Source organism: Actinomadura luzonensis (genome assembly GCF_022664455.2).
Classification (GTDB): Bacteria; Actinomycetota; Actinomycetes; order Streptosporangiales; family Streptosporangiaceae; genus Nonomuraea; species Nonomuraea luzonensis.
Window position 1 is genome coordinate 1177041 of record NZ_JAKRKC020000001.1, and the last position, 11858, is coordinate 1188898.

General features: G+C 72.7%; 11 protein-coding genes. 5 read left to right on the top strand and 6 right to left on the bottom strand.

Annotated features, from left to right (window positions below):
• The first annotated feature begins 80 nt into the window (after positions 1-80).
• On the top strand, positions 81-1628 hold the full coding sequence (locus MF672_RS05495) for a hypothetical protein (protein ID WP_242376194.1): 1548 nt from the start codon (positions 81-83) through the stop codon (positions 1626-1628).
• Here MF672_RS05495 and MF672_RS05500 read toward each other — a convergent pair.
• Both MF672_RS05500 and rsmI read right to left on the bottom strand, forming a co-directional pair.
• Entirely contained in the window at positions 1564-3099 is a 1536-nt protein-coding gene (locus tag MF672_RS05500; RefSeq protein WP_242376229.1) for a dolichyl-phosphate-mannose--protein mannosyltransferase, read from the bottom strand. The two genes, MF672_RS05495 and MF672_RS05500, sit on opposite strands and share 65 nt — an antisense overlap.
• A gap of 50 nt (positions 3100-3149) precedes the next feature.
• On the bottom strand, positions 3150-3989 hold the full coding sequence (rsmI, locus tag MF672_RS05505; protein ID WP_242376193.1) for a 16S rRNA (cytidine(1402)-2'-O)-methyltransferase: 840 nt from the start codon (positions 3987-3989) through the stop codon (positions 3150-3152).
• Positions 3990-4066: 77 nt separating this feature from the next.
• Between rsmI and MF672_RS05510 the strand changes: the two genes are divergently transcribed.
• Both MF672_RS05510 and MF672_RS05515 read left to right on the top strand, forming a co-directional pair.
• Complete coding sequence (locus MF672_RS05510) at positions 4067-5704, top strand: dolichyl-phosphate-mannose--protein mannosyltransferase (RefSeq protein ID WP_407654704.1); 1638 nt, start codon at positions 4067-4069, stop codon at positions 5702-5704.
• Positions 5705-5817: 113 nt separating this feature from the next.
• Complete coding sequence (locus tag MF672_RS05515; RefSeq protein WP_242376191.1) at positions 5818-7029, top strand: hypothetical protein; 1212 nt, start codon at positions 5818-5820, stop codon at positions 7027-7029.
• Here the strand turns inward: MF672_RS05515 and MF672_RS05520 are convergent, their stop codons facing one another.
• On the bottom strand, positions 7030-7428 hold the full coding sequence (locus tag MF672_RS05520; protein ID WP_242376190.1) for a MerR family transcriptional regulator: 399 nt from the start codon (positions 7426-7428) through the stop codon (positions 7030-7032).
• A gap of 49 nt (positions 7429-7477) precedes the next feature.
• On the opposite strand from MF672_RS05520, the gene MF672_RS05525 reads away from it, so the two are divergent.
• Entirely contained in the window at positions 7478-8269 is a 792-nt protein-coding gene (locus tag MF672_RS05525) for an MBL fold metallo-hydrolase (RefSeq protein ID WP_242376189.1), read from the top strand.
• 13 nt (positions 8270-8282) lie between these two features.
• Entirely contained in the window at positions 8283-9212 is a 930-nt protein-coding gene (locus MF672_RS05530) for a DUF5996 family protein (RefSeq protein ID WP_242376188.1), read from the top strand.
• 239 nt (positions 9213-9451) lie between these two features.
• Here the strand turns inward: MF672_RS05530 and MF672_RS05535 are convergent, their stop codons facing one another.
• Genes MF672_RS05535 through MF672_RS05545 form a run of 3 tightly spaced genes read right to left on the bottom strand, consistent with a single transcriptional unit; the run spans position 9452 to position 11780 of the window.
• Positions 9452-10090: a TetR/AcrR family transcriptional regulator gene (locus MF672_RS05535; RefSeq protein ID WP_242376187.1), complete on the bottom strand. Its 639-nt coding sequence runs from the start codon at positions 10088-10090 to the stop codon at positions 9452-9454.
• 50 nt (positions 10091-10140) lie between these two features.
• A complete protein-coding gene (locus MF672_RS05540; RefSeq protein WP_242376186.1) occupies positions 10141-11388 on the bottom strand; it encodes an RNA polymerase sigma factor in 1248 nt (415 codons plus the stop codon).
• Positions 11385-11780, bottom strand: a complete 396-nt coding sequence (locus tag MF672_RS05545; RefSeq protein WP_242376228.1) for a YciI family protein — start codon at positions 11778-11780, stop codon at positions 11385-11387. Before MF672_RS05545 ends, MF672_RS05540 begins: the two co-directional genes overlap by 4 nt.
• Positions 11781-11858: the final 78 nt, after the last annotated feature.

Here is an 11858-nt window from a genome sequence, read left to right on the forward strand (position 1 = left end):
GGCTCTTCCAGTGAACCATCATGCACTCTGCCCTGGCATGCTCGGGTCAAGACCGAAAAACGACTGGCATTCTTTACAGCATGGTGAGCGTCGCGGAGATTACCCCTGTGGACCACTCCGCTCCTGGCCGGGCAGCGCGCCTGCTGTCCTTCGTGCACCGGCATCGGGTGTTCGCCGCGGCCTTCGGCGTGGGCGCCGTGCTGCGGCTCGTCACCATGCTCGGCTACGGCCCGGCCATGTGGTTCAACGACTCCTACGAGTACGTCTCGGTGGCGCTGCACCCGCGCCCGCACCCGATCAGGCCCGACGGCTACAGCTTCTGGCTGATGCTGCTCAAGCCGTTCCACAGCTTCGCGCTGGTGACCTTCACCCAGCACCTGATGGGCCTGGCCACGGCCTGCCTGATCTACGCGCTGCTGCGGATCAAGTTCCGGCTGCCGAAGTGGGGCGCGACGCTGGCCGCGGCGCCGGTGCTGTTCGACGCCTACCAGATCCAGCTCGAACAGCTCGTGATGTCCGACACGCAGTTCACGCTGCTCGTGGTCGGCGTGATCACGCTGGTGCTGTGGAAGCGGCGCCTGACGTGGAAGGCCGGCGCGGTGGTCGGGTTCCTGCTGGCGCTGACCTGGCTGACGCGCTCGATCGGGCTGCCGATCCTGGCGCTGGTGGTGCTCTACCTGCTGGTCAAGCGCACGGGCTGGAAGCCGATCGCGGCGCTGATCACCGCGTGCGCGATCCCGGTGGGCGCGTACATGGGGTGGTTCGCCTCGGCGTACGGCAAGTTCGCGATGACCAACAGCGACGGACTCATCCTGTACATGCGCACGGCGATCTTCGCCGACTGCGAGAAGATGCGCTTCGACAAGTACAAGGAGGTCCAGCTCCTCCTGCTGTGCGTCACCGACCCGGTCAACCAGCGCAAGGACTACGCGCAGTGGTACCTGTGGGGCCAGGGCAACGGCGACGGCACGGGCACCGGCGAGGTGCTGCACCGCTGGGGCGTCAACAAGAAGTGGAGCGAGATCACCAACGACGCGGCCAGCGCGTTCGCGACCCGGGCGATCCTGTCGCAGCCGGGCGACTACCTCCAGGTGGTGGCGCGCGACTTCTTCCGCTCGTTCAACTGGTCGCGCCCGCGCTTCCCCGACGAGAACACCTACAACATGTACGAGTTCAAGCCGTACGTGGAGCTCGACGAGAACGGCCAGCCGAAGCGGCTGCCGAAGTGGTCGTCGTACGCGGGCGGCCGCACCGACACCGACGCCTTCAGCTACGAGCAGGGCCCGCCGGAGACCAGGATCGTACAGCCCTGGGCGGACGTCATGGCGGGCTACCAGAAGGTCTTCTACCTGCGCGGCATCATGCTCGGCGGCATCCTGCTGATCGGCCTGTACGGCGTCGTGGTGCGCTGGCGCACGTTCGGCGGCCCGGTGGTGCTGCCGTGGCTGGGCGCGGTGGGGCTGCTGCTGGCCCCGGCGGCGACGGCGGAGTTCGACTACCGGTACGTGCTCCCGGCCGTCCCGCTGGCCTGCGTGGCCGCCGCGATCACGCTGCGCAGGGGCGTCACCTGGGGGCGACGGTCACCCAGGAACGCATCAGCATCCGAGCCCACCACTCTGCGTGTGTGATCGTCTCGGCGGTCAGCACCGGGTAGAGCCACCAGAAGTCGACCAGCACCACCAGCGCGAACGCCCCGGTGACGGCGGCCCCCACGGCCCGCCGCCCGCCGGGGGCGCCTCCCGGGCCGAGCAGGAGCCCGGCGGCCAGCACGACCGCCAGCACCATGAACGGCACCACGGGCAGCAGGTAGAACAGGTACATCGTGCGGTCGTCGGCCAGGGCGTAGTAGAACCACGGCAGCCAGCCGGCCGCCACGGCGAGCAGCACGGCCCCGGCCCGCCAGTCGCGCCGGGCGCTGTACCAGGCGACCAGGGCGAGCACGGCCAGGAGGGCGCCGTACCAGAGGGCGGGGGTGCCGACGCCGAGCACGGCCTGCGAGCAGGCGCTCGCGCCGCACGCGGACGGCGGCAGGTTCGGCGGGTAGTAGAACGAGACCGGGCGTAACAGCAGCGGCCACGACCAGGGCTCCGACATGTACGGGTGGTACTCCCGCAGCCCGCTGTGGTAGCCGAGCACCTGGAACTGGTAGCCGAGCCAGGAGCGCAGCGAGTCGAAGACGAAGTAGAACGGCCCGGACGAGGTGGCCCGCGCCCAGTCGCGCCCCCAGCCGAGCGGGCTCGCGAACCAGCCGGCCCAGCTCGCCAGCAGCACCGCCGCGGGCAGGAGGCCCATCGCGGCCGCCCCGCCGGGCAGGTCCCGCGCCAGCGTCGCCCGGTACGGCCGCCGCGCGCCCAGCACGCGCCTGGCCCCGGCGTCCCACATGAGCGACAGCACGGCGAACGCGATGAGGAAGAAGATCCCCGACCATTTGACCGAGCAGGCCGCGCCGAGGCAGGCCCCGGCCGCCAGGCGCCACGGCCGGAGTCCGGGCCGCGGGTCCGGCCCGCCGGGCTCGAAGAGGGCGAGCAGCCGCTCGCGGGTGCGGTCCCTGTCCACGACGAGGCAGGCGAACCCGGCGAGCACCCAGAACATGAGGAAGACGTCCAGCAGCGCGGTCCTGGAGAGCACCAGGTGCAGGCCGTCCAGGGCGAGCAGCAGCCCGGCGAGGCAGCCGAGCAGCGTGGAGCGGGTCATCCGGCGCGCCGCCCGGGCCAGCACCAGGATCGACAGCGTGCCGGCCAGCGCCGCGCTGAAGCGCCAGCCGAACGGCGTCATGCCGAACAGCCACTCGCCCACGGCGATCATCCACTTGCCGAGCGGCGGGTGGGCGACGAACGCGGCGCAGTCGGCGGGCTCGGCGCAGTGCCGGAAGATGTCGAGGTTGCCGGCGATGAGGTTACGGTCGGCGACGGGGTTCTTGGCGTCGCCCTGCATGGCCCGCTCGACGCCGTGGCGCAGCAGCGAGTAGGCGTCCTTGGCGTAGTAGGTCTCGTCGAAGACCACGGCCCTCGGGACGTCGAGCCGGGCGAAGCGGAGCACGCCGCCGAAGACGGCGACGAGGAGCGGGCCGAGCCATCCCGCGAGGGCGGAGCCCGGCATCGGAGGGACCAGCCGCTGCCGCGAGACGCCCCAGTTGCTCACGAAGCGCACTATAGGCGCTTGTGAACCAGCTCATACAGCTCCCTCTTGGGCAGGCCCGCCTCCTTGGCGACGTCGGCGATGGCGAGCTTGCGCTGGACGCCCTCGGCGACCCGCCGCTCCACCTCGGCGACCAGGTCGTCGGGGTCGCGCTCGACCGCCGCGGGATCGTGCCCGGCCACCACGACGGTGATCTCGCCCTTGACGCCGCCGGCCGCCCACTCGGCCAGCTCGGCGAGCCCGCCGCGGCGGATCTCCTCGTAGGTCTTGGTCAGCTCGCGGCACACGGCGGCCGGCCGGTCGGCGCCGAACGCCCCGGCCATCGCCTTCAGCGACTCCGCGAGCCGGTGGGGGGCCTCGAAGAAGACCATCGTGCGCTCCTCGGCGGCCAGCGCGGCGAGCCGGCGGGAGCGCTCGCCCGGCTTGCGCGGCGGGAAGCCCTCGAAGCAGAACCGGTCGCTGGGCAGCCCCGACACGGCGAGCGCGGTGGTGACGGCGCTCGGGCCGGGCAGCGCGGTGACCGTGACGCCGGCCTCGACGGCGAGGCGGGTCAGGCGGTAGCCGGGGTCGGAGACGCCCGGCATGCCGGCGTCGGTGATGACGACGACCGTGCGGCCCTCCTTCAGGCTCTCCAGCAGCTCCTGGGCGCGGGCGGCCTCGTTCTGGTCGTAGTAGGACACGACCCGGCCGGTGATCTCCACCTCCAGGTCGGCCGCCAGCCGGCGCAGCCGCCGGGTGTCCTCGGCCGCCACCACGTCGGCGCGGCCCAGCGCCTCGCGCAGCCGGGGCGACACGTCGCCCGTCCGGCCTATGGGGGCTCCTGCCAGCACCAGCCTGCCGTCTCCAGTCACCTGCCCATTCTGGCAGGGCCATCCGATTAGACCGTGTTTCTACTTACCTACCGGCTTGAGCCCCGTACGATGTCCGAATGGCGGTGACCGATTCCCCGTACCAGGCCTACGACGAACCGGAGGCCGGCGAGAGCCTTCCTGCGCCGCGGTCCGTGCGTGATCGGATGATTCCCCCCATGCGCGGCAGCGTCCTGTGGGGGTGGGTCGGCCCGCTGCTGGTCACGCTCTTCGGCGGGATCCTGCGCTTCTGGAACCTCGCGCATCCCAAGGCCGTGGTGTTCGACGAGACGTACTACATGAAGGACGCGTTCTCGCTGATCAGCTGGGGGGTCGAGCGGGTCGCGGTCAAGGACGCCGACAAGGCGATCCTGGCCGGCAACACCGACATCTGGGAGAAGTGCGCGCAGAACGCGCTCGACAAGTGCGCCTCGTACGTGGTCCACCCGCCGCTCGGCAAGTGGATGATCGGCGTCGGCGAGTGGCTGTTCGGATTGACGCCGTTCGGCTGGCGCTTCAGCGCGGCGCTGGTCGGCACGCTGTCGATCCTGGTGCTGGCCCGGGTGGCGCGCCGGATGACCCGCTCCACGCTGCTCGGCTGCTTCGCCGGGCTGCTGCTGTCGCTGGACGGCCTGCACTACGTGCTGTCGCGCACCGCGCTGCTGGACGTCTTCCTCATGTTCTGGGTGCTGGCCGCGTTCGCCTGCCTCGTGGTGGACCGCGACCAGGCGCGCGAGCGGCTGGTCGCCTGGTACGAGACCTCGCCGGCCTCCGCGTACGGGCCGCACCTGGGCGCCCGGCCGTGGCGGCTCGCGGCCGGGGTGTGCCTGGCCTTCGCCATGTCGGTCAAGTGGTCCGGGATCTTCTTCCTGGCCGCGTTCGCGGTGTTGTCGCTGCTGTGGGACTTCGGCGCGCGGCGGGCCGTGGGGCTGCGCAACCCGTACGTGGGGGCGCTCAACAGGGACGTGCCCCAGGGGCTGCTGTCCTTCGCGGCCGTGCCGTTCGCGGCGTACATGCTGACCTGGACCGGCTGGTTCGCCTCGGCCTACGGTTACGGGCGCAACTGGGCGCAGGCCACCTCGCCGGGCAACCCGCTGTTCTTCGTGTTCGACTCGATGCGGTCGTGGGTCAAGTACCAGTGGCAGGTGTTCACCTTCCACAGCGGGCTGGAGAGCACGCATCCGTACATGTCGGAGCCGTGGTCGTGGCCGCTGCTGCTGCGCCCGGTCGCCTTCTTCTACGAGGGGCGGCAGAACTCCTGCGGCGTCAAGGACTGCTCGGAGGCGGTGCTCGGCGTCGGCACGCCGGTGATCTGGTTCGGCGCCCTCGCGGCGCTGGTGGCGCTGATCGCCTACTACGTCTCCTCGCGCGACTGGCGGGCCGGCGCGGTGCTGCTGGCCTACGCCATGGGCTGGCTGCCGTGGTTCTACTGGGCCATCGCCGACAACCGGACCATGTTCCTGTTCTACGCCATCCCCATGGTGCCGTTCATGGTGCTGGCCGTCACGCTCTGCGCGGGGCTGCTGATCGGGCCCGCCCGGGCGGCGGCGGCGTCCGGCGCGATGCCGGTGCGGCGTACCGTGGGGGCCGCGGTCGTGGGAGCCTTCGCCCTGCTAACGTTGATCAACTTCTGGTGGCTGCATCCGATCCTGTCCGCCGAGCTGATTCCGTACACCGAGTGGAAGGCCCGCATGTTGTTCGAAAAACGATGGATCTGAGCTGCTCACAGTCCGGTCAATAGTGCTTTCTTAGGGTAGTCACTGTGCAAGACCCAATACGCACCGGATTCGGTCATCGTCAGGCCAGGGGTCGATACGGCAAACTTCGAGGCATGAGTGCACCGGATGTCACCGCCCTGCTCGCCGAGTTGGAGCGCTCTGAGCCGGACATCGCCGAGGAGGCCAGGACCGCCGTCGAATGGCTGACGGGCGGTGAGCCGCTGGAGAGCGTGACCCAGCTCGACGTCTGCGAGTTCCTCTGGTACACCCTGCCGCTCAAGGTCGGGCCGCTCCGTCCCGAAGGCGACCATGAGCGGCTGGCCCGCTCGCTCGGCCGCCTGCTGCAGCTCGGCGGGCTGGAACGGTACGCGGCGCTGTGCGTGTCGCCGACCACCGCCCAGATCCTCCGGACGTACGCGCGCGAGGGCGAGGACGCCGGCACCAGCGCCTACCAGAAGGCTCTGGAGGCCACCGGCGTGCTCCCGCCCGACGTGCCCGAGCTGCAATGGAGCATGATCATGGGGCCGGAGGAGCTGGGCGCGCACCTCGCCTGCTCGGCCGCCCTGGAGCTGGCCATCGTGGCCGGCGAGCAGATCGACCGCACCGCGCTCACCCGGCGCTGGCTCACCGAGCCGCGCGCCGAGCTGGGCGGCGACAGCTGGCTCAACCGGGTGCACGGCGAACGGCTCAACCGCTGGGTGCTGGGGCGGGGCCCGGCCAGGCGGGAGCTGGCGCAGCCGTTCGAGGTGCGGCTGCACGCGCCGGTGGCCCCGCAGCCGCTGCCCACCCTGCACAAGCTGCTCTCGCTGGCCGCCAGGGAGGGCACGCTGCCGCTGCGGCTGGCCCCCTCGCCCGAGGCGCTGCGCCTGCGCGAGCTGGCCGAGCGCGAGCTGGGCGCGATCCGGCGCGAGGGCGCCCGGCTCACCATCACCGAGCACGGACGGCGGCTGCTGGCCTCGCCGGAGGCCATGTGGGCGGCGGTGACCCGGCTGTTGCTGGCCACGGGCGAGCACGAGTTCGACGTCTCGGCCAGGGAGGCGGCGCTCATGCTGCTGGCCGACGGCACGCTGATGTCGCCCGCCCAGCTGCGCGAGCGGGTGGCCGAGGTGGTCGGCGGCGAGGGCTGGCACCCGGCGGCGGGCATGGAGGACGTCGCCGGCCCGGTGGCCGACCTGGTGTCCCAGCTCACCGCGCTCGGCCTGGCCTACAGCGACGAGCTGGTGGTGCGCATGGACCGGCCCGGCCAGCTCGCCGCCCTGGCCGCGCTGCGGGCCCACGCCCTGCGCCCGCGCAAGTACGTCAGCTCGGGCCGCCCGGCCACCTGATCAGCCCCGGGGCACCCGCCCCAGGGCGCGCTTGAACTCGGGGCACTCGACGAGCGGGTCGTGCTCGCACCCGGCCGCGTGACGGAGGCTGTCGCGCAGCCGGGTGAGCTGCGCGATCCGCGCGTCCACCTCGCGCTCCTTGGCCGCCATGCGCTCGCGCACCCGCGCGTCGGCGGGCCGGGCGCGAACGAACGCGGCGATCTCCGACAGCGTGAACCCGGCGTCGCGGGCACAGGTGATCATCGCCAGCAGGTCCAGCGTCTCCGGCCGGTACGCGCGCCGCAGCCCGTTGCGCCCCTCCGCCTCGATGAGCCCCTTGCGCTCGTAGAACCGCAGCGCGGACGGCGCCAGCCCGCTGCGCCTGGCCACCTCGCCGATGTCGAGCAACGCCTCCGCCATGATCGGGCTCCTTGACTTGAACCACGCTTCAAGTCGCAGTCTATCCCGCATGAGAATCCACCACCTGAACCTCGCCTCCATGCGCCCGGTCGACGCCCTCGACGGCGGCCCCGCACTGCCCGCCGTCTGCCACGCCCTGCTGGTCGAGACCCCCGCCGACGGGCTCGTGCTGGTCGAGTCCGGGCTCGGCGCCGACGACGTGGCCCGCCCCGCCGAATTGCTCGACCGCGAGTGGGCCGAGCTGACCGGGCCCGCGCTCTCCCCCGCCGAGACCGCCGTGCGGCAGGTCGCCGCGCTCGGCTTCGACCCGGCCGACGTGCGCCACATCGTCCTCACCCATCTGGACGTGGACCACAGCGGCGGCCTGCCGGACTTCCCGCAGGCCCGCGTGCACGTGACGGCGGCCGAGCTGAAGGCGGCGCTGGCCGAGGCCCCGAGCCGCCGCTACCGGCCCGGCCACTGGGCGCACCGCCCCGACTGGGTGCTCTACGACGGCGACGGCACCCACTGGCTCGGCGTGGCCGGTGTCCGCCCGCTGACCGGCCTGCCGGAGGACTTCCTGCTCGTGCCGCTGCCGGGGCACACCCTGGGCCACGCCGGGGTGGCGGTGCACGACGGGGAGCGCTGGCTGCTGCACGCCGGGGACGCGTACTTCTACCACGGCGAGCTGGAGCCCGAGCCCCGCTCGCACCCGATGTTCGACGTCGTGCAGCTCGGCTCCCAGGTGGACGCGGATCAGCGGACCGGGACCCAGGAGCGGCTGCGCGCCCTGAGCCGCGAGCACGGCGTACGCGTGATCTCCGCGCACGACCCTTGGGAGCTGGCGCGTCACGCACGGTAGTTACCATGCGGCTATGGAGACCTTCCCTGCCATCCCGTTGGCGGACTGGGCCGAGGCCAAGGACACCTTCCACCGCTTCGCGCAGATCGTCGGCAAGATCCGGCTGGCCGTCAGCAACCGGCGCAACCACTGGTGGCAGGTGCCCTTCCACCTGACCGGGCGCGGGCTGACCACCCGGCCGATGGGCGGGCTGGGCGAGCAGCCGCTGTTCTGCATCGACCTCGACCTCGTGCGGCACCGGCTGGTCGTGGACGTGCTGGACGGCCGCAGCGCCGGGTTCAGCCTGATCGGGCGGTCGGTGGCGGGCTTCCACGAGCGGCTGTTCGGCACGCTGGCCGGGCTCGGCATCCGGCCGGAGATCGTGGCGGTGCCGTTCGACCTGGCGGACGCGACGCCGTTCGCGGAGGACACCCGGCACGCCCGCTACGACCCCGCGGCGATCAACCGGTACTGGCGGGTGTTGTCGCAGGTCGCGCAGGTCCTCGACCGGTTCGCCGCGGACTTCGCGGGCAAGACGAGCCCGGTGCACCACTTCTGGCACACCTTCGACATCGCCGTGACCCGCTTCACCGGGCGGCGGGCGCCGGTGACGGCGGAGACCGATCCGGTGACGCGGGAGGCGTACAGCTGGGAGGTGATCAGCTCGGGGTTCTGGTTCGGCGACGAGGAGCGGCCCTGGCCGGCGTTCTACTCCTACACCGCGCCGGAGCCCGAGGGGCTGCATCTGGAGCCGCTGCGTCCCGAGCGGGCCGAGTGGATCCCGGCGCGCGGCGGCCACCTGGCGATCCTGCGTTACGACGACGTGCGGGCGATGAGCGACCCGGTGGCGGCGGTGCTGGAGTTCCTGGACAGCGCCTACCAGGCGGGGGCGCGGCTGACCGGGCTCGATGCGGCGGCGCTGGCCTGCCCCGGCGGGGTCACCGACCCGATCCCGGGGGCCTGACGCGTCGAGCGCCCGCCCTCTGGGAGGGCGGGCGCTCGACGTGCAGGTGTACCGGTGTGCAGGTCGCCTCTCGGCGAAAGGCACAACACGGCTCCAGCCGAACGGTATTCCGTGAAGGCGATAGGTGAGGCCCGGGGACACTGGACACACCGGCCACGATCTATGTAACCACACCCGCCCCCCATGCATTCCCCACCTGCGGCCACAATTTTCCCCAGGTCTCAGGGGGGCGGGGCGGGCTACCCGGTGGTGAGCGCGCCGTGCAGGAACAGGTCGACCAGCTCGGCGGAGCTCATCGGGTCGGGATGCCGGCCGCCCGCCATGACCAGCATCTGGAACGCCTGGGCGAGCCGTTCCGGCGGCAGCCTCAGCGTGTCGCGCTCCGGGTCGAACAGGCCCGCCAGCGCCTCGCGGTGCGCGGTCAGCGAGGCCTCGCGGGCGTCGGCGCCGCGCCTGAGCCGGTCCTCGCGGCTCTCGCCCTCGGCCGCCGCCGGGGCGGTGGGGTCGCCGCGCCGCAGGCCGCCGGAGGCGGCCATCGCGCCGGCGACCGCGCCCATCCTGGCCAGGTAGCCGCGCAGCGCCTCGGCGGCCTCGATGAGGCGTTCGGCCAGCGGCAGCTCCAGCGAGATGGACGCGATGTGGGCGAGGGTGTCGTCGGGCCGCAGCGCCTCGGCCATGCAGGCGGCGAGCAGGGCGTCCTTGTCGCCGAACGCGCGGAAGACGGTGCCCTCGCCGATGCCGGCCGCGCGGGCGACCTGCGCGGTGGTGACGGACGTGCCGTACTCGACGACGAGGGGGAGGGCCGCGCGGACGATCATCTCGCGGCGTTGTTCGGGGGTCATCGCCGGCGCTCGCCGCCGGCCTGTCGCTTCTGTCATGCTTCGACAGTACGGAGTGAGGGCTCACTCCGTCAAGTGGGAATGAGTGCTCACTCCGCGACCCGGAGCGCGGCCGCGCGGGTGCGCAGGTACCGCTGCTGCGGCAGGCTCGTGGTGCGGCGGGCCGCCTCCTCGTACGCCGCCAGCGCCGCCTCCCGGTCACCGGCCATCTCCAGCAGGTGCGCCCGCACCGCGTGCAGCCGGTGGTCGCCGGCCACCCGCTCGTCGCCGGCCAGCCGGTCGAGCCGGGCCAGCCCGGCGGCCGGGCCCCTGGCCATGGCCACCGCGACGGCGTGGTTGAGCGCCACCATCGGGTTCGGCGACATGCGGAGCAGCACGCCGTACAACGCCTCGATCTGCGGCCAGTCGGTCTCGGCCGCGCTCGGGGCCTCGTCGTGCACGGCGGCGATGGCCGCCTGGATCTGGTACGGCCCCGGCCGCCCCTGCCGGAGGGCCGCGGTGACCAGCGCGACGCCCTCCTCGACGCGGGCCGCGTCCCACAGGGCGCGGTCCTGCTCGGCCATGGGGATCAGCGCGCCGTCGGGGCCGGTGCGGGCCGGGCGGCGGGCGTCGGTGAGCAGCATCAGCGCGAGCAGCCCGGCCACCTCGGGGTCACCGGGCAGCAGCCGGCGCAGCAGGCGGGCCAGCCTGATCGCCTCGGCCGCCAGCTCGGCGCGCTGGAGGTCGGGGCCCGAGGTGGCGGCGTACCCCTCGTTGAAGATCAGGTAGAGGGCGTGCAGGACGGCGGCCAGCCGGTCGGCGCGCTCGGCCGGCCCGGGCATCCGGAACGGCACCCCGCTGTCCTTGATCCGCTGCTTGGCGCGGGTGATGCGGCGGGTCATGGTCGCCTCGGGCACCAGGAACGCGCGGGCGATCTCCGCCGTGCTCAGGCCGCCGACCGCGCGCAGCGTGAGCGCGAGCTGCGAGGACGGGGTGAGCGCCGGATGGCAGCACAGGAACAGCAGCACCAGCGTGTCGTCCTCCGGCTCCGGCGGCCGGTCGGCGGGCGGGGCGAGCCATTCAGCGGGCAGCGCCCGCGCGGCCACCGCGTCCTCCCGGCGGCGGCGCGCCTGCTCGGCCCGCAGCAGGTCGGTCAGCCGCCGCGCGGCCACGGTGATCAGCCAGGCGCGCGGGTCGTCCGGCACGCCCTGCTCCGGCCACTGGACGGCGGCGGCCAGCAGCGCCTCCTGCACGGCGTCCTCGGCGGTGTCGAAGTGGCCGTAGCGGCGCACGAGCGCGCCGAGGACCTGCGGCGCGAGCGCGCGCAGCAGGTCCTCGGCCGGTTCACCGGCGATCACAGCTCCAGGTCGGCGCTGGAGTCCATGATCGGGCGGACGTCGGCGTACATGGTGTCGGACGGGTCGCCGGGGTACGGGCACTGGCCGAGGCGGGCGGCGATGCCGCAGGCCCGGTCGAAGCTCTCGCACTCGACGATCCAGTAGCCGGCCAGCACCTCCTGGGTCTCGGCGTACGGGCCGTCGGTGACGAACGCCTCGCCGCCCCGCGACCCCATCCGGCGCGTGTGCACCGGCGCGGCGAGCGCGCGGGTCTCCACCAGCTCGCCGGACTCCGCCAGCTCCTTGTTGAAGGTCTCCATGAACTGGTGCATGGCCGCCACGGCCTCCCCGGACCAGTCGCCGGCGCCGCTCATGGCGTCGTAGTCCCGCTGCGACGCGTACGAGAGGATCATGTACTTCACGGTGTTCCCCTTTCTCTCAGCAGGGACGTCGGAGCCGCGGCCGTGTTCCGGACATCGTTACCATCGAAG

Excerpts from the sequence above, each read along its gene's own strand:
- MF672_RS05535 (WP_242376187.1), bottom strand. The coding sequence starts at position 10,090 with ATGACAGAAGCGACAGGCCGGCGGCGAGCGCCGGCGATGACCCCCGAA.
- MF672_RS05495 (WP_242376194.1), top strand. The coding sequence starts at position 81 with ATGGTGAGCGTCGCGGAGATTACCCCTGTGGACCACTCCGCTCCTGGC.
- MF672_RS05510 (WP_407654704.1), top strand. The coding sequence starts at position 4,067 with ATGGCGGTGACCGATTCCCCGTACCAGGCCTACGACGAACCGGAGGCC.
- MF672_RS05520 (WP_242376190.1), bottom strand. The coding sequence starts at position 7,428 with ATGGCGGAGGCGTTGCTCGACATCGGCGAGGTGGCCAGGCGCAGCGGG.
- MF672_RS05500 (WP_242376229.1), bottom strand. The coding sequence starts at position 3,099 with ATGCCGGGCTCCGCCCTCGCGGGATGGCTCGGCCCGCTCCTCGTCGCC.
- MF672_RS05530 (WP_242376188.1), top strand. The coding sequence starts at position 8,283 with ATGGAGACCTTCCCTGCCATCCCGTTGGCGGACTGGGCCGAGGCCAAG.
- MF672_RS05525 (WP_242376189.1), top strand. The coding sequence starts at position 7,478 with ATGAGAATCCACCACCTGAACCTCGCCTCCATGCGCCCGGTCGACGCC.
- MF672_RS05545 (WP_242376228.1), bottom strand. The coding sequence starts at position 11,780 with ATGATCCTCTCGTACGCGTCGCAGCGGGACTACGACGCCATGAGCGGC.
- MF672_RS05515 (WP_242376191.1), top strand. The coding sequence starts at position 5,818 with ATGAGTGCACCGGATGTCACCGCCCTGCTCGCCGAGTTGGAGCGCTCT.